The organism is Arsukibacterium sp. (assembly GCF_018402695.1).
GTDB lineage: Bacteria > Pseudomonadota > Gammaproteobacteria > Enterobacterales > Alteromonadaceae > Alishewanella.
Window position 1 is genome coordinate 194,503 of the sequence record NZ_JAGYIM010000008.1, and the last position, 15,546, is coordinate 210,048.

A 15,546-nucleotide genomic window follows, 5' to 3' on the forward strand; every position below is an offset into this window, starting at 1 on the left:
TATCATTAATTTTATCGTCGCACAGCGGCTTAGCTGGCCCGCGCTTTTGTTAAGTCTGCCAGCAGCTGCTGAATATGAGGCTCGTTGGTCCACTGCTCCAGCTCACGGCTTAATTTGCGCCGCCAGTTTGGATATTCGTCACTGGTACCGGGCACATTAACCGGCTGGGTCATCTCCAGCCAGTCTTCCAGTTGCAGACATAATAGCTGACTACTACCTGCCGCCAGATGACGCTGCATGGCATAATTAAGGGTCCTGTCCATCGCCAGATTGTCGACACTACGCGGGTAATCAGCCGGCAACATGCCATGGCCGTGCAGCGAATCCAGAATTCGTTGCTTATTAGCATGGCGCTGCTGATACAAGCCCTGTAATTGTTGCTCGTCTTTATATAATCCCAGTTGCTGTCCCAGTTTTAAATCTTCACAGTGCCAGAAGCCAATTAAGGTCGGTAAGTCGTGGGTGCTTAAGGTTGCCATAGCCTGCACCGGATAATGTGCCGGTGAAATATAGCCACCATCAGCTGCCGTTTCAAAAAAGAATACCCGGTAAGAATAAATCCCGTAATCCGTCAACAACTCACGAATACCGTCTGGCACTGTGCCCAAGTCTTCACCAATGATCACCGCCTGCTGGCGCTGACTTTCCAGCGCCAGAATACCGAGCAAATCCATAATCGGGTAATATACATAAGCACCGCCACCGGCATTAGCTGCGGTTTTCGGTACCCACCATAATCGTAATAACGCCATCACATGATCAATTCGCAGCGCGCCGGCGTCCTGCATATTACTGCGAAACAAGTCGACCATCGGCTGATAAGCCTGGCTAAACAACTGATAAGGCTGCATTGGTGGTAAGCCCCAATTCTGGCCGGCCGGGCCCAGCGGATCCGGCGGTGCGCCAACACTGGCTTCCCGGCAATATAAATCGCCATTGCCCCATATCTCAGTAGAGGCTTCACTAACCCCCACCGCTAAATCACGATACAGGCCTAACAACATACCTGCCGTTTTCGCTTGTTGCTGCACCGCTTTAAGTTGCTGCTGGGCGATAAACTGCAGGTAGCAATAAAAATCCAGTTGTTGCTGATGCTCCCTCGCAAACTGCTGCACCACCTCGCTTTCTGGGTCACGGTATTGCTCTGGCCAGTTAGGCCAGCCCCAATGATCACTATCCTGTTTAATTAAAAAGGCATGCAGTGCGTCGTACAATGCCAATTGCTGCAAGCTCTCGCCGCCCTGCTGTTTAAATTCGGCAAATTCAGCAGCTAAATGTGCTTCTTTACCGCAGTGCTGCACAAACCACTGATACAAACTGTACATAACCGGCAGTTTTAATTGCAGTACCCCACTGTAATCAACCCAGTCACGGCTACGTTGTTCGGCAATCGCACGCGTAAACGCCGGTGCATCAACCAGGCCCTGAGTTTTGCTGCACTCAACGTAGCCCGGCATGGCACCGACATCGATATAAATAATATTTAGCCAGCGGCGCGAAGAAGGGCTATAAGGGCTGGCACTTTCGGGCATCGCCGGATATAAGGCATGGATCGGGTTTAAGCCAACAAAATCAGCGCCCTGGGCTGATAGATAGGCAACCAGAGTACTTAAATCACTAAAATCACCAATACCCCAGTTGCGGGCAGAGCGCAGGCCGTACAACTGCACTGATACGCCCCATTGTTTTTTCTGCTCAAACTCTGCTGGTTGATAACACTTACCGGGGCTGATTATTAAGCGCTGCTCAAAACTAAAGCCAGTATCACTGCAGCTTAACGTCAGAGTGTGATAGCCAATTTCAAGCGGATAATCCAGGCTGTGTTGATACTGCTGGTACTCTTCATCGCCAATAAGCGCAACCTGCACCAGCTCTCCTGCCACCGGCTCAGTACTAAACTGATAGCTGGATCCCTGCTCGGTTTGCAACGTGAAATCAAAACGATTGTTCGCCAGCGCCAGCGGCACCTGCAATTCAAAATTCAGCGGCTCTCCGAGCAGCTGTACCGACACTGGCGAGAGAATTTGCTGCCAGAAATCGAGCTGCCGTTCCGTTAGTTCGGCTCTGGCGGCGGTATCATCTGCTATATTAAAACCCTGAGCTGCCAGTAAGGCTAACTGATCAGCACTAGACACCTGAGTTGGGTTGCCCCAGGCATCATTAAATTCGGTTTCAATCCCGGAAAAAGCAACCAGTTCGGCCTGAAGGGCGGCATCCATTATTTATTCCTTAATACAAACAGTATTTTGGCAGAATTTTACCGCTAAACGCGACAATAACGCCAAACCAATTTACGTTATTAAATTACAAAAAACCAATTTAATGCAGTTAATAACTTGAAAAATGCCAGCATTAATGTAATTTTACTACATATTATTGACTGAATACGTTTTCAGCCTTAACTCTTTCAACTTTAATTCTGGAGTCGCTATGTCTATTCGGGTTGCAATTAATGGCTTTGGTCGCATTGGCCGCAATGTGTTACGTGCTTTATATGAAAGCAGCAAAAATTACGATATTAAAATTGTTGCCATTAACGATTTAGGTGACGCCGCTATTAATGCCCACCTGCTGAAGTATGACACAGCACATGGTATTTTTGCTGCCACTGTCTCGCATGACGATGAAGCTATTTATGTTAATGACGACCAGATTAAAACACTTAGCATTCGCAACCCGGCTGACCTGCCATGGCAGGAATTAAAGGTCGATGTTGTATTAGAGTGTACCGGCTTGTTTACCGATCGCAAAACCGCGGGCGCGCATTTAACGGCCGGCGCCAAGAAAGTGATTATTTCTGCCCCGGGTAAAGATGTCGATGCGACTGTCGTATACGGTGTCAACCATCAGGTAATTACCCCACAGATGACGATTATCTCTAATGCGTCATGCACCACTAACTGCCTGGCGCCTATTGCCAAGCCCCTGTCTGATGCGCTGGGTATTGAGTCAGGCTTAATGACCACTATTCATGCTTATACGAATGATCAGCGCTTAAGCGATGTCTACCATACCGATGTGCGCCGCGCCCGCGCTGCTGCCATGTCGATGATCCCAACCAAAACTGGCGCAGCCGCCGCGGTGGGTTTAGTGGTACCCGAATTAAAAGGTAAGTTTGATGGTTTAGCGGTGCGGGTACCAACCCTGAATGTCTCGCTGGTAGATTTAACCTTTATTGCCGGCCGTGACACGACTATTGAAGAAGTAAACGATATTATCCGCACTGCAGCGGCGCAAAGCCCAATGAACCAGGTACTGGCGGTTAATGATTTGCCATTGGTATCGGTTGATTTTAACCATAACCCAATGTCATCTATTTTTGATGCTACAGAAACCCGAGTGAATGGCCGGCTGGTAAAAGTAATGTCGTGGTACGACAATGAGTGGGGCTTTAGCAACCGGATGCTGGATAACGTCGTTGAATTGATGAAGTAAAGCCATAATGTTGCTTTTTTACAGCCAGCGTTAAGCTGGCTGTTTTATTAGTGCTCTGCTAAAGATAGCAAAGTAGGAGGTCTTTCTGCACCGCCTTCAACAGTACTCCCCTGTGCTGTTTCAGCCTGCGCGGCATCCCTGCCGCTGTTTCGAAAGAACACCTGCTCGGCTATCCTATCGTCTAGTTCAACCGCACTTGAGGGGCGTTTTATGTCACAAGGAAATATCAGCACGTTTACGGGTTTTGGCCAGCTTAGCGACTTGCCCTGCCTTAAACTGCAGTTTGCTCAAACCAGTGCAGTGGTATCGTTATATGGTGGCCAGGTATTGTCTTATCAGCCAATACCCGGTCAGGAGTTACTGTGGTTGTCAGATAAAGCGCAGTGGCAAAATGACGCAGCTATTCGCGGTGGCGTACCGGTCTGCTGGCCCTGGTTTGGCCCAGCCTCCGGCAACATTAACCCACAGCAACAGCCTATGCCCAACCATGGTCTGGTTCGAAACCGGCTGTGGCAGATTCAGCACAGCGCAAGCAGTGCAGCAGCAACAAGCGTAAACCTGTCGATTGCTGTTAATGATTTACCTGAGTCATTATGGCCGGCTTACGCAGCGACACATCCGGTTAATCTTACCCTCACCCTGATATTAAGTGCCAACCAGCTAAGCATGCAGTTAAGCTGCGATACACCGCTGTACCAACAAGCAGCACTGCATAGCTATTTTCGGATTAATAACCTGAAAAAAACGACGGTAACGGGCTTAAGCCAGCACTACTATGACAAAGTCAGCAATGCTGAATACTTTAATGCCGACAGCATAGTAGGCTTTAACGCAGAAACTGATCGCATTTATTATAAAACCGGCAGCCAGTTGCAGCTAGCTACTGACACACAACACCTGACTATTGATCAGCGAGGACACGATGCCAGTGTTATCTGGAACCCGTGGCAACAAAAAAGCCGTGAGTTGCCCGATATGGCAGATCACGGCTTTACCGAATTTGTCTGTGTCGAAAGCGCCAGACTTGAGTTAACCCAGCCGCAGAAGCTGTGTCTGGTTCAAACCTTACTGCCGGGTTAAAACCTACCCTACACGAGACTGGCCAGTTTAACACTGGCCGTGTAAGAACTGCTTCAGATCCTGCTGCGGGTATCCTAGCTGGTCAAGCAATTCCGGCAGTTCATCCTGCGGCATAAATACACTTTCAAAATGCTCCAGAATTCCATATAAATCAGCACCTTGATCCCGAAGCTGCTGCGCGGTCGCCAAATGTATATTGCGGACAAAATCACTGGTCATTACTGTTAACCTCTAAGTGGTATTAGCGTTAGCCTCTGTCTGTTTCGCCCGCTTATACTGAACAAATTTTAGCCAGCTGACAAGCTTTAAAATCACCTTTTTACCAGCTTGAATTAAACTGCTCATTAATCAAAAGTTTTCTGCCATCAGCCAACTGTACCGTCAAGTTCAGTTGCCATAACATCGCCGGATCACTACAAGCACCCAGCAGAAATTCAGCTTGCCATTGCTCTGCCCCACCACGGGTTGGCGTACTAAGCTTATGAAAACGTAAAGGGATTAGGCCCATATACATGCTAACGCCGCTCAGCTCTGCACTGATGCTGACTATCGGCTGCTGACTAACCAGCTTAACGAGTAACGGTGTCTCTACGGGCGCATCTGCCGGGCTTAAACTCAGCAGCAGGCCTGCTTGCTGATGCAGCACACGGACACTGTCATCTGACTGTTTTGGCTGACATGCCAGCAATAGCAGCAAGCATAAACACAACGAGGTAATGTTCTGCATGGGTAACTTTGTACTATTTTAAAACCAGCAGTTTACCGGCTTTTCGGCAAAAGGGCGAAATAGTGACTACAATTGGTTACTTATTGCACAGGGACTTTGTTCTACGTCATAAAATGGGTGAGTTTACCTATCTTTTAAAAGTCAAAACTCGTATCATTTCGCCCAAAATTCAGTGGCCGCAACCGCAACGTTAACATGTTGTTAGTTGCCCACTTTATAACAATAGGGCCACCTTAAGGTGGATTTTAGTAACCAGCATAACTGCAGCGGAACTCAACATGAGCCAGACCAAACCGTTAAATGTTGAATACAACTATAGCGTTGTCCGCCTCTTTGCCATTACTACCGTTTTATGGGGTATTGTTGGCATGGTGGTGGGCGTATTACTCGCAGCCCAGCTTTACTGGCCGGCATTAAACTTTGATATTCCGTGGCTGACCTACAGTCGCTTACGGCCACTGCACACCAACGCGGTGATTTTTGCGTTCGGTACCAGTGCCTTGTTTGCTACCTGTTATTATGTGGTACAGCGAACCTGTCAAACCCGGCTATTTGCTGAAAAACTGGCGATGTTTACCTTCTGGGGTTGGCAAACGGTTATTGTTGCCGCAGCCATTACTCTGCCACTGGGCATGAGCCAGAGCAAAGAATACGCTGAGCTGGAATGGCCGATAGATGTGTTAATTACCATTGTCTGGGTCTCTTTTGCCATTGTATTTTTCGGCACCCTGGTTAAACGTAAAACCAGCCATATTTATGTAGCAAACTGGTTTTATGGTGGTTTTATTATCACGGTAGCCGCACTGCACATCGTTAACAGTATGGTGGTTCCGCTCAACTTATTTAAATCTTACTCCATTTATGCCGGGGCAGTAGATGCCATGGTGCAGTGGTGGTATGGCCACAACGCTGTTGGTTTCCTGTTAACTGCTGGCTTTCTTGGCATGATGTACTATTTTGTGCCGAAGCAGGCGGGCCGGCCGGTCTATTCGTACCGTTTGTCGATCGTTCACTTCTGGGCCCTGATAGCCCTCTATATCTGGGCAGGTCCGCATCATTTACATTACACAGCCCTGCCTGACTGGACCCAGTCTTTGGGCATGGTCATGTCTATCGTGCTGTTCGTACCCAGCTGGGGTGGCATGATTAACGGCATTATGACGCTGTCAGGTGCCTGGCATAAGCTGAAAACCGACCCTATTCTGCGCTTCTTAATTGTGTCGTTATCTTTCTATGGTATGTCGACCTTTGAAGGGCCGATGATGGCAATCAAGTCGGTCAACGCCCTGTCGCACTACACTGACTGGACTATTGGTCATGTTCACTCCGGCGCACTTGGCTGGGTAGCGATGATTTCAATCGGTGCCATGTATCATCTTATTCCGGTCGTTTACAACAAGGTTGGAATGTATAGCACCAAGCTGATCAATACTCACTTCTGGTTGCACACCATAGGCGTGGTGCTGTACATCGTAGCTATGTGGATATCAGGTATTATGCAGGGCATGATGTGGCGCGCGGTAAACACTGACGGCACCCTGACTTACAGTTTTGTGCAAAGTCTGGAAGCTTCTATGCCATTTTATCTGATGCGCTTTATTGGTGGAGTTTTTGTGGTCGCGGGTATGTTGATTATGGCATACAACGTTTACAAAACTGTCCGTAGTAAAGATGAAGTGGTACAAGCTGTGCCAGTAACGGCATAAGGGGCAGGTCATGTCGAAGAATCATCACGAAAAAATAGAAAAAAGTGTTAGTTTACTGGGTATTTTTACCGTTATCGCTATCAGCTTCGGTACGCTGGTCCAGATTACGCCGCTGATGTTTATGGAAGAAACCAAACAACCGATCGACGGTTTAAAACCCTACACCGCTTTGCAAATGGAAGGCCGGGATATTTTTATCCGCGAAGGTTGTACAAATTGCCATAGCCAGATGATCCGTCCTTTTAGGGCCGAGGTTGAGCGCTATGGTCACTATTCCGTTGCTGGCGAAAGCGTCTGGGAGCACCCGTTCCTGTGGGGCTCTAAGCGCACCGGCCCTGACCTGGCACGGGTTGGCGACCGTTACAGCGATGACTGGCATTATGCTCACTTGATGGACCCACGCTCTGTGGTACCACAGTCTAATATGCCGGGTTACCCGTGGTTAGACAGTAATGTTCTTGATGGCAAATATACTGCTCGCAAGCTTGAAATCTTCCGTGGTTTTGGCGTGCCTTACACCGATGAAGACATTGCCGGCGCTGCTGATGCTGTTGAAGGTAAAACTGAAATGGAAGCCCTGATTGCCTACCTGCAATCACTTGGCACAGCGTTGAAGTAACCATTATGGAATTTGCAACAGTTCATAGCGTGTTAACCGTAATTCTGTTCGTTGGCTTTGTTGCTTTCGTTATCTGGGCTTACAGCAAAAAGCGTAAGAAAGACTTTGACGAAGCAGCCAATTTAGTATTTGACGACGAACCAGAATCTAAAGAACAAAAAATCAAACGGGAGTCAGATCATGAGTAGCTTCTGGAGTGCTTGGATCATTGTTTTAACTTTACCTGTGCTAATCGGCTGCTTTATTTTACTGCGCTGGAATTTAACCAACTATGTCGGCGTACCGGAAGATGAAACCACCGGCCATGAAGTAGACGGCCTGGAGGAAGTCAATAACCCGCTGCCAAAGTGGTGGACCTATATGTTCTATGGCACCCTGATTTGGTCAGTATTTTATCTGGCCGCCTATCCGGGTTTAGGTAACTGGCCAGGCTTTCTCAACTGGACCAGCTCTAACCAGGGTATTAAAAACCTGGAAGAGTCGCGTGCCGCCGTGGAACAAGCCAAAGCCGATGGACGCTATGTGCAGTTGGACGCTGAAAATGAAGTGGCGGCAGAAACCTATGGCCCGGTATTTCAGCAGTTTGCCAAACGTGATGTGCTGGACCTTGCCTACGACGCCGATGCACTGAAAATTGGCCAGCGCTTGTTTTTACAAAACTGCGCCTTGTGTCATGGTTCTGATGCCCGGGGGCAGTATGGCTATCCTAACCTGACTGACAAAGACTGGTTATATGGTGGCAGCCCGGACAAGATCAAAGAAACCCTGTTATATGGCCGCAGAGCTGCCATGCCAGGGTGGCAGGAAGCACTGGGTGATCAGGGTATTAAAGAAATGACAGCTTACGTACTGAGCTTATCTGGCCGGGCAGTAAATGAGCGTGAAGCTACCGCAGGCAAAGCGAAGTTTGCGTTGTGTGCGGCGTGTCACGGCGCAGATGGCAGAGGCAGTGTAGCCCACAACCTGCCCTTCGGTGCACCAAACCTGACCGATAATATCTGGTTATACGGTGGCTCAGCCGGTGCCATTGAAGAGACGTTGGTAAAAGGTCGTTATGGCGTGATGCCAGCCTTTAAAGATACGCTGGGTGAAGACAAGGTGCATATTTTAACGGCTTATGTTTACCGGTTATCCAACCCGGAAGACCAGCGTTAAGGCTTACAAGAGTACCCTAACGCCAAAAATCAGGCTAACACCTACTGGGCCCCGTAAAGGGGCTTAGTATTATTAAATAAGAGGTAACAATGCAGCAGGATACGAAACCCTGGTATAAGCAAGTCTGGCCTTGGATCCTGATTGCCATCCCGGTGCTCACCGCAATACGGGCGATATATGCCGTAGTGTTAATGAACCAGCAACAGCCTGATCTGGTAATCGATGATTACTACAAAGCCGGAAAGAGCATTAATTTGCAACTAGCCAAATACCGCGAGTCGGCATTACGTAATCTTAATGCGACGGTACTGATAGCGGGCAATCGCGCTGTGGTACGTTTTGCAGAGAATGCCGTGCTGGACGATAGTATTCATCTCGATTTTTATCACCCGACTCTGGCAGCACAAGATTTTGCGATAGATGCACAGCGCAGCGGCGAATTATTGTATGTCGCGACCCTGCCCCTGACCCCGAGTGGCAAATGGCGGCTGAACGTCAGTGATAACAGTAATGAATGGAAACTAAGAGCGACCTTCGAGCTGCCGGCGGAACAGGAAATTAAGCTCGGTTACTAAGTAAACATAAGCAGAGGCCTGGTTGACAACAATAAGCTGTTTTCATTGTCTTGAACCGGTAATTACCGGCGAGCGTTTTCAGTTAACTATTAATGGCACACCCGCCTTGTTTTGCTGTGCCGGCTGTCAGGCTGTGGCACAGACTATTATCGACAGCGGCCTGGATGATTACTATAAATTCCGCACGGAAGCGGCGGCTAAAGCCGAGTTAATCCCGGCTGAATTACGTACCAGTTTGCAACAGTACGACAGTGCCGATGTGCTGGCCGACATCAGTCAGCAACAGCAGAATGGCTCGGAACTCGAACTGGCGATTAGCGGCATGAGTTGCGCCGCCTGCGCCTGGCTGATTGAAAAGCACCTGAACAAACAGCCTGCTATCAACAAAATAAGTATTAACTCCTCCACTCAACGGGCTTTACTTAATTGGCATCCTGAGCAATTAGCGCTTAGTGAAATTTTGCTATTAATTAACCAGTTAGGTTATCAGGCCAGCCCTTTTATTGCAGACGAGCAGGAAAGCCAGTTTAAAACTGAACTTAACCGGTTCTTAAAACGGCTGGCGGTATCCGGCATAATGACAATGCAGGTCATGATGCTGGCATTTGCGCTGTATTTTGGTGAATACAGCGGTATTGACGAGTCACATCACGGCTATCTGCGCTGGATCAGCATGTTACTGACACTGCCCGTGGTACTTTACGCGGCATTGCCTTTTGTCAGCAGTGCCTGGCGCAGTATTAAAGCCCGCCAGTTAAATATGGATGTGCCGGTTAGCCTGGCCATCTATTACACGTTTTTTGCCTCAGCTTATGCCACTGTTATGCAAACGGGCGAAGTCTATTTTGAATCGGTCTGTATGTTTACATTCTTGCTGCAGTTGGGTAAGTTTTTTGAATACCGGGCGCGGGCCCAGGCACGGGATGCAACAAGTAACTTACTGAAAATAATGCCGGTATCGGCAACGCTGCTACAAGACGAACAACAACAGGCAGTCTCTGCCCGCCGCCTGAAAGCCGGCGACACTATTCTGGTGAAACCAGGTGAAACCATTCCCGCTGATGGCATGATAGTGTCCGGTAGCAGTACCGTTGACGAGTCGATGCTAACCGGCGAATATTCTGCCATCAGCCGCCAGCAGGCTGACCCGGTACTGGCCGGCAGTATTAACCATGACGGGTTGTTAACGGTGAGGGTCAGTAGTGCTCTGGCCCACTCCCGGCTCGGTCAGATAATTCAGTTGCAGCAGCAAACGCTGCACACTAAACCACGGCTGGTAGAAAAAACGGATCAGCTGGCCCGCTATTTTGTTGAACGGCTGCTATTGATTGCCGCTGCCACCTTTGCCCTTTGGTATTTCTGGCTGGATGCCGACCGGGCATTCTGGGTTACCCTGTCAGTGTTGGTTGCAACCTGCCCCTGCGCACTAAGCCTGGCCACGCCGACAGCAATTACCTGTGCACTATCACGCTTGAACCGGCTGGGTATTCTGGTTAAAAACTCACAGGCTCTGGAAATCCTGCCCGAACTGACTCACATTATTTTTGATAAAACCGGCACCCTGACGGAGGGGCGATTCAGCATTGTTAATATGCAACGACCGCAGTCATCAACAACTGATAACCTGAATGACAATGAACTACTCAATCTGCTGGCTAATCTGGAGCAACATTCTGAGCATCCGATTGCCCGCGCCTTTAAGCCTTTCCTGAATCAACATATTTCGCTGGAACACGTCACCATCAGTGTTGGGCAGGGTATCAGCGCAGACTGGCAAGGCCAGCAGCTTAAAGCAGGTAGTGCTGCCTATTGTCAGATTGACAGCGCAAAGCACGGCACAGCAGCCAAGGCTAACGTTTATATTACCCTGAACCAGCAGCTGCAGGCCGCCATTACCCTGGCCGATAATCTGCGCCCGGGTGCGGGCGAACTGGTCAATCAGTTACAGCAGCAGGGCTATCAGGTTGGTATGTTAAGTGGTGACAGTTCAGGCCTGGCCGGACAACTGGCTACTGAGCTTAAGCTTGATTTTATGCAGCAAGGTTGCAGCCCGTCAGATAAAGTGAATGCGATTAATGCCCTGGTTGCCGCTGGCAAAAAAGTATTAATGGTGGGTGATGGTATTAACGACAGTCCGGGCTTTAACGCTGCTCATATTTCTGTGGCGGTCGATTCAGGCACAGACTTGTCCAAAAATCAGGCCGATGTGGTACTGTTACAACCTGAGATCAGTCTGCTGGCAACATTATTGAGTGCCGGCAAGCAGGCTGCTAGCGTTATCCGGCAAAATTTGCTTTGGGCAGTGGGTTATAATTTATTGATTATTCCACTGGCAGTAGCGGGTCTGGTGTCACCTTACATCGCCGTTCTGGGTATGTCTTTCAGTTCGCTGCTGGTGGTATCAAACTCACTCAGATTACTGAAAAAGTGAGTTTTATATACTATGAGTTTCTAAAGATATGAGCATCATTTACGTACTAATTCCTATTGCTATTTTATTTGTCATGCTGGGCCTGGCCATTTTTTTCTGGGCGGTTCGCAGCAAACAGTTTGAAGATTTAGATAAAGAAGGTTTTAGCATTTTATTCGATGAGCAACAGGTACAGTCTAAAGCCGCCGCCCAACCTGAAAAGCGAAGCCCGACGTCGGCTGAGAATGTTGACAAACCCCGCCAGCAAGATGAAGCCGGACAATGACAGCTGACTTACTGGCCGCACTGTTAATAGGTTTTCTGGGCAGTAGCCATTGCATCGTTATGTGCGGCGGCATTGTCGCAGCACTGCAACTGGCGCTGCCGCAGCGCAGCTTTGGCTGGAAGTTGGCAATGCAATTGTTACTTAGCCTCGGTCGCTTAACCACCTACGCATTATTAGGCGGCCTGGTAGGCTATTTTGGTATGCAAGCAATGGCCTTGGCCGGTGTGTCGTTGCTATGGTTACGATTAATAGCAGGATTACTGCTAGTGCTGATGGCGCTGTATATTGCCAGACTATGGTTCGGGCTTACCATGCTGGAGCGTGGTGGCCAGCATTTATGGGCGTTTATTAAACCGCTTAGTCAGAAAGTGATGCCGCTCGATAGTCTACCCAAAGCCTATTTATATGGACTGTGCTGGGGCTGGTTGCCTTGCGGTCTGGTATACTCCACGCTGGGCTGGAGTCTGGCCAGTGGCAGTGCCGGCCAGGGAGCGTTAATTATGCTGTTTTTTGGTTTGGGCACCCTGCCCGCCCTGCTAACATTCGGCAGCCTGGCCAGCAACCTGAGCAAATTTAAAAATCAGCTGTTGGTACGTTATAGCGCAGCCAGCATATTAGCTATTTATGGTATTTATACAATTTACCTTGCTTTAAAAAGACTAGTTTTTTAAGCTGTAGCAGTTAATTCAGGGACAATCAGGAAACCAGTTTATGCAACGTTCAGCGATTAATTGTCAGGATTGCGGTTTCAGCCAGTTATGTTTGCCGTTCTCCCTGAGTGAACAGGAACTTACTCGTTTAGACGATATTATTCAGCGTAAAAGGCCGTTGCATAAAGGCGACATGCTGTTTGAAAGTAACAAACCCCTAAAAGCGCTGTTTGCTATTCGCTCCGGCTCGTTCAAAACCTTTACCTTAACCGAACAAGGTGAACAACAAATCACCGGGTTTCATTTGCCGGGTGATGTTATTGGCTTTGATGCCATCAATACGGAGCTGCATAATAGCTATGCCGAAGCACTGGAAACCGGCATGGTATGTGAAATCCCCTACCCCAATCTCGAGTCATTGCTCGACCAGTTGCCCAAATTACGACAGCAATTAATGCGCCTGATGAGTCAGGACATTCAGGCTGATCAGCAAATGCTGTTGTTGTTAAACCGGAAAACCGCTGAACAAAAACTGGCAACATTTTTAAACCATCTGGCCCAGCGCTTTGGTAGCAGAGGGTTTTCTGCCAAAGCGTTCCGTCTGTCGATGACTCGCAGCGATATTGGCAATTATCTGGGCTTAACGGTTGAAACAATCAGCCGTTTGTTAAGTAAACTACACAAAGAAGAGTTAATCAGCGTTGATGGCAAACTTATTACCATCAATAACCCTGCTGCAATGCAGCAATTAGCGGGGAATTGTTAGTTTTTTTGATTTAGCACAAACTGAACTTGCCCCCTTTACGGTTTTATTGACTACACTTTTCAGTAGCCAGAGATAGTAGCTACTGCTGCCCCATAATTTTTGCATGGAGAGTGTAATGACCGTTTTCAGCAATGTGTTAGTTGTGCTTGACCCAACCGATAGCCAGCATAAAGCCCTAAACCGGGGGCTGGAGTTAGCCCGCAAGCAGCCTTGTAAACTTACCGCTTTTTTATCGGTATATGACTTTTCCTATGAAATGACCACTATGTTGTCAGGTGACGAACGGGAATCGATGCGCCAGGCTGTTATTCACGACCGCGAACTATGGGTCGGCGAGCTAATTAATGATGCCAGAAATCAGGGCATTGATATCAACTTAAAAGTGGTGTGGCATAACCGCCCCTTTGAAGCAATAGTGCATGAAGTGCTGGAGCAGAACTTTGACCTGGTCATTAAAGGTACCCATAATCACGATATTTTAAAATCGATGATCTTTACCCCCACTGACTGGCATATTTTACGCAAATGTCCATGCGCCGTGTTACTGGTTAAAGAACACGAGTGGCCGGATAACGGTAATATAATTGCCGCAGTAAATGCTGGGAGTGAACAGGATCATCATCAGTCACTGAACCAGCGGGTAATCAGTAACGCCAAAGCCATGGCTCAGGTGCTGCAAGGCAAGGTACATCTGGTAAATGCGTTTCCGGGCACGCCGGTCAATATTGCGATAGAAATCCCGGAGTTTAATCCGCAGCAATATAATACGGCGATGCGCCGCCATCATGAAAACGCGGTAGCGGAACTAGCCAACCAATTCGACATGGCAGAGCAGGACACCCATGTGCTGGAAGGTATGCCGGAAGATATTATTCCGGCACTGGCGACTAAGTTGGACGCTGAAATGGTGGTTATAGGTACTATTGGCCGAACCGGGTTTTCTGCGGCCATTATTGGTAACACCGCAGAACATTTAATTGACCAGCTTGATTGTGATGTTTTAGCGTTAAAACCAGCAAACTTTGTCAGCCCGCTGGCAAAACACTGAAATCGGCCCTATGGTAATGGCGCACACTTGGTTATAATGTGCGCCATTTTTCTGTAGGGTTACCTCGTTATGTCACACGCAGCGCAAGCAAAAGCACAATACAATTTAAATAAACTGCATAAGCGGCTGCGCCGCGGCGTTGGTCAGGCTATCAGTGACTTTGGCATGATTAGCGACGGCGATAAAATTATGGTGTGTTTATCCGGTGGCAAAGATTCGTACACCATGCTGGACATTCTGCTGAACCTGCAGCAATCAGCCCCTATCAACTTCAGTATTGTTGCGGTTAATCTCGACCAGAAACAACCGGGCTTTCCGGCCGAAGTTTTACCCAGCTATCTTGAAGGTATAGGTGTCGATTATCAGATTGTTACTGAAGATACTTATGCCATTGTTAAAGAGAAAATTCCGGAGGGTAAAACCACCTGCTCGCTTTGCTCGCGGCTGCGCCGCGGTATTTTATACCGCACAGCTAAAGAGCTTGGTGCGACCAAAATTGCCCTGGGGCATCACCGCGATGACATGCTGGAAACATTATTTTTAAACATGTTCTATGGTGGCAAGATGAAATCAATGCCACCTAAGCTTATTAGCGATAATGGTGAACATATTGTGATCCGGCCATTGGCTTACTGCAAAGAAAAAGACATCGAGAAATACGCCCAGGCCCGGCAGTTCCCGATTATTCCGTGCAATTTGTGTGGCTCGCAAGATGGCCTGCAACGCCAGGTCATTAAAGAGATGCTGCAAGACTGGGATAAACGCTTTCCGGGCCGGATTGAAACCATGTTTCAGGCGATGCAAAATGTCGTGCCGTCTCATCTGGCAGACAACAGCTTATTTGATTTTGCTGCCATATCAAAAGAAAGTAATACCGCTGTCGAAGGTGATACCGCCTTTGATCATATTGCGGTACCGGCTATTCCCGTTGGCCTGACCACCGACGACGAACCCGATGAAATTGCGCTTAAATCAGACCAGGTTAGTCGTCACAGCGAACTTAAAATCGTGCAGCTTAATTAGCTGCACGGTTAGCATCCACAACCATCAACACTACATAATAGCCGCGGTTGTAGCCCTCACATCTGG

General features: G+C 48.3%; 16 protein-coding genes. 13 read left to right on the forward strand and 3 right to left on the reverse strand.

Translation table 11 applies throughout. The features are described 5' to 3' along the window. Nucleotides 1–29: 29 nt before the first annotated feature. Nucleotides 30–2,219 (reverse strand): 4-alpha-glucanotransferase, encoded by a 2,190-nt coding sequence (malQ, locus tag KG631_RS01850; RefSeq protein ID WP_213994969.1) that lies wholly within the window; start codon nt 2,217–2,219, stop codon nt 30–32. Between the two features lie 211 nt (nt 2,220–2,430). Between malQ and gap the strand changes: the two genes are divergently transcribed. Beyond that, nucleotides 2,431–3,435: a type I glyceraldehyde-3-phosphate dehydrogenase gene (gene gap / locus KG631_RS01855; protein WP_213994970.1), complete on the forward strand. Its 1,005-nt coding sequence runs from the start codon at nt 2,431–2,433 to the stop codon at nt 3,433–3,435. A gap of 210 nt (nt 3,436–3,645) precedes the next feature. Further along, nucleotides 3,646–4,515 (forward strand): D-hexose-6-phosphate mutarotase, encoded by an 870-nt coding sequence (locus KG631_RS01860; protein WP_213994971.1) that lies wholly within the window; start codon nt 3,646–3,648, stop codon nt 4,513–4,515. A gap of 27 nt (nt 4,516–4,542) precedes the next feature. Here KG631_RS01860 and KG631_RS01865 read toward each other — a convergent pair whose 3' ends face one another. After that, on the reverse strand, nt 4,543–4,734 hold the full coding sequence (locus tag KG631_RS01865; protein WP_213994972.1) for a hypothetical protein: 192 nt from the start codon (nt 4,732–4,734) through the stop codon (nt 4,543–4,545). 100 nt (nt 4,735–4,834) lie between these two features. Then, nucleotides 4,835–5,242 carry a hypothetical protein gene (locus KG631_RS01870; RefSeq protein ID WP_213994973.1) on the reverse strand — a complete coding sequence of 136 codons (408 nt, stop codon included), beginning with the start codon at nt 5,240–5,242 and terminating at the stop codon, nt 4,835–4,837. A 278-nt stretch (nt 5,243–5,520) separates the two neighbouring features. On the opposite strand from KG631_RS01870, the gene ccoN reads away from it, so the two are divergent. The 11 genes from ccoN (at nt 5,521) to ttcA (ending at nt 15,480) form a co-directional block, all read left to right on the forward strand. Next, nucleotides 5,521–6,948 carry a cytochrome-c oxidase, cbb3-type subunit I gene (gene ccoN / locus KG631_RS01875; RefSeq protein ID WP_213994974.1) on the forward strand — a complete coding sequence of 476 codons (1,428 nt, stop codon included), beginning with the start codon at nt 5,521–5,523 and terminating at the stop codon, nt 6,946–6,948. A 10-nt stretch (nt 6,949–6,958) separates the two neighbouring features. After that, a complete protein-coding gene (gene ccoO / locus KG631_RS01880; protein ID WP_213994975.1) occupies nt 6,959–7,567 on the forward strand; it encodes a cytochrome-c oxidase, cbb3-type subunit II in 609 nt (202 codons plus the stop codon). Between the two features lie 5 nt (nt 7,568–7,572). Continuing rightward, on the forward strand, nt 7,573–7,755 hold the full coding sequence (locus tag KG631_RS01885) for a cbb3-type cytochrome c oxidase subunit 3 (protein ID WP_019674433.1): 183 nt from the start codon (nt 7,573–7,575) through the stop codon (nt 7,753–7,755). Then, entirely contained in the window at nt 7,748–8,722 is a 975-nt protein-coding gene (ccoP, locus tag KG631_RS01890) for a cytochrome-c oxidase, cbb3-type subunit III (protein ID WP_213994976.1), read from the forward strand. Before KG631_RS01885 ends, ccoP begins: the two co-directional genes overlap by 8 nt. 89 nt (nt 8,723–8,811) lie before the next feature. Then, nucleotides 8,812–9,297 carry a FixH family protein gene (locus KG631_RS01895; protein ID WP_213994977.1) on the forward strand — a complete coding sequence of 162 codons (486 nt, stop codon included), beginning with the start codon at nt 8,812–8,814 and terminating at the stop codon, nt 9,295–9,297. Between the two features lie 22 nt (nt 9,298–9,319). Beyond that, nucleotides 9,320–11,728 (forward strand): heavy metal translocating P-type ATPase, encoded by a 2,409-nt coding sequence (locus tag KG631_RS01900; RefSeq protein ID WP_213994978.1) that lies wholly within the window; start codon nt 9,320–9,322, stop codon nt 11,726–11,728. 28 nt (nt 11,729–11,756) lie between these two features. Further along, a complete protein-coding gene (gene ccoS / locus KG631_RS18685; RefSeq protein ID WP_301003534.1) occupies nt 11,757–11,993 on the forward strand; it encodes a cbb3-type cytochrome oxidase assembly protein CcoS in 237 nt (78 codons plus the stop codon). Beyond that, nucleotides 11,990–12,664, forward strand: coding sequence for a sulfite exporter TauE/SafE family protein (locus KG631_RS01910; protein WP_213994979.1), 675 nt, complete (start codon nt 11,990–11,992; stop codon nt 12,662–12,664). Before ccoS ends, KG631_RS01910 begins: the two co-directional genes overlap by 4 nt. Before the next feature lie 40 nt (nt 12,665–12,704). Next, nucleotides 12,705–13,409, forward strand: a complete 705-nt coding sequence (gene fnr, locus KG631_RS01915) for a fumarate/nitrate reduction transcriptional regulator Fnr (protein WP_213994980.1) — start codon at nt 12,705–12,707, stop codon at nt 13,407–13,409. A gap of 115 nt (nt 13,410–13,524) precedes the next feature. After that, nucleotides 13,525–14,457 carry a universal stress protein UspE gene (gene uspE, locus KG631_RS01920; protein WP_213994981.1) on the forward strand — a complete coding sequence of 311 codons (933 nt, stop codon included), beginning with the start codon at nt 13,525–13,527 and terminating at the stop codon, nt 14,455–14,457. A 69-nt stretch (nt 14,458–14,526) separates the two neighbouring features. Beyond that, nucleotides 14,527–15,480 carry a tRNA 2-thiocytidine(32) synthetase TtcA gene (gene ttcA / locus KG631_RS01925; protein WP_213994982.1) on the forward strand — a complete coding sequence of 318 codons (954 nt, stop codon included), beginning with the start codon at nt 14,527–14,529 and terminating at the stop codon, nt 15,478–15,480. Nucleotides 15,481–15,546: the final 66 nt, after the last annotated feature.

Coding starts and splice junctions, on each gene's coding strand:
- malQ (WP_213994969.1), bottom strand. CDS start 2,219: ATGGATGCCGCCCTTCAGGCCGAACTGGTTGCTTTTTCCGGGATTGAA.
- gap (WP_213994970.1), top strand. CDS start 2,431: ATGTCTATTCGGGTTGCAATTAATGGCTTTGGTCGCATTGGCCGCAAT.
- KG631_RS01860 (WP_213994971.1), top strand. CDS start 3,646: ATGTCACAAGGAAATATCAGCACGTTTACGGGTTTTGGCCAGCTTAGC.
- KG631_RS01865 (WP_213994972.1), bottom strand. CDS start 4,734: ATGACCAGTGATTTTGTCCGCAATATACATTTGGCGACCGCGCAGCAG.
- KG631_RS01870 (WP_213994973.1), bottom strand. CDS start 5,242: ATGCAGAACATTACCTCGTTGTGTTTATGCTTGCTGCTATTGCTGGCA.
- ccoN (WP_213994974.1), top strand. CDS start 5,521: ATGAGCCAGACCAAACCGTTAAATGTTGAATACAACTATAGCGTTGTC.
- ccoO (WP_213994975.1), top strand. CDS start 6,959: ATGTCGAAGAATCATCACGAAAAAATAGAAAAAAGTGTTAGTTTACTG.
- KG631_RS01885 (WP_019674433.1), top strand. CDS start 7,573: ATGGAATTTGCAACAGTTCATAGCGTGTTAACCGTAATTCTGTTCGTT.
- ccoP (WP_213994976.1), top strand. CDS start 7,748: ATGAGTAGCTTCTGGAGTGCTTGGATCATTGTTTTAACTTTACCTGTG.
- KG631_RS01895 (WP_213994977.1), top strand. CDS start 8,812: ATGCAGCAGGATACGAAACCCTGGTATAAGCAAGTCTGGCCTTGGATC.
- ccoS (WP_301003534.1), top strand. CDS start 11,757: ATGAGCATCATTTACGTACTAATTCCTATTGCTATTTTATTTGTCATG.
- KG631_RS01910 (WP_213994979.1), top strand. CDS start 11,990: ATGACAGCTGACTTACTGGCCGCACTGTTAATAGGTTTTCTGGGCAGT.
- fnr (WP_213994980.1), top strand. CDS start 12,705: ATGCAACGTTCAGCGATTAATTGTCAGGATTGCGGTTTCAGCCAGTTA.
- uspE (WP_213994981.1), top strand. CDS start 13,525: ATGACCGTTTTCAGCAATGTGTTAGTTGTGCTTGACCCAACCGATAGC.
- ttcA (WP_213994982.1), top strand. CDS start 14,527: ATGTCACACGCAGCGCAAGCAAAAGCACAATACAATTTAAATAAACTG.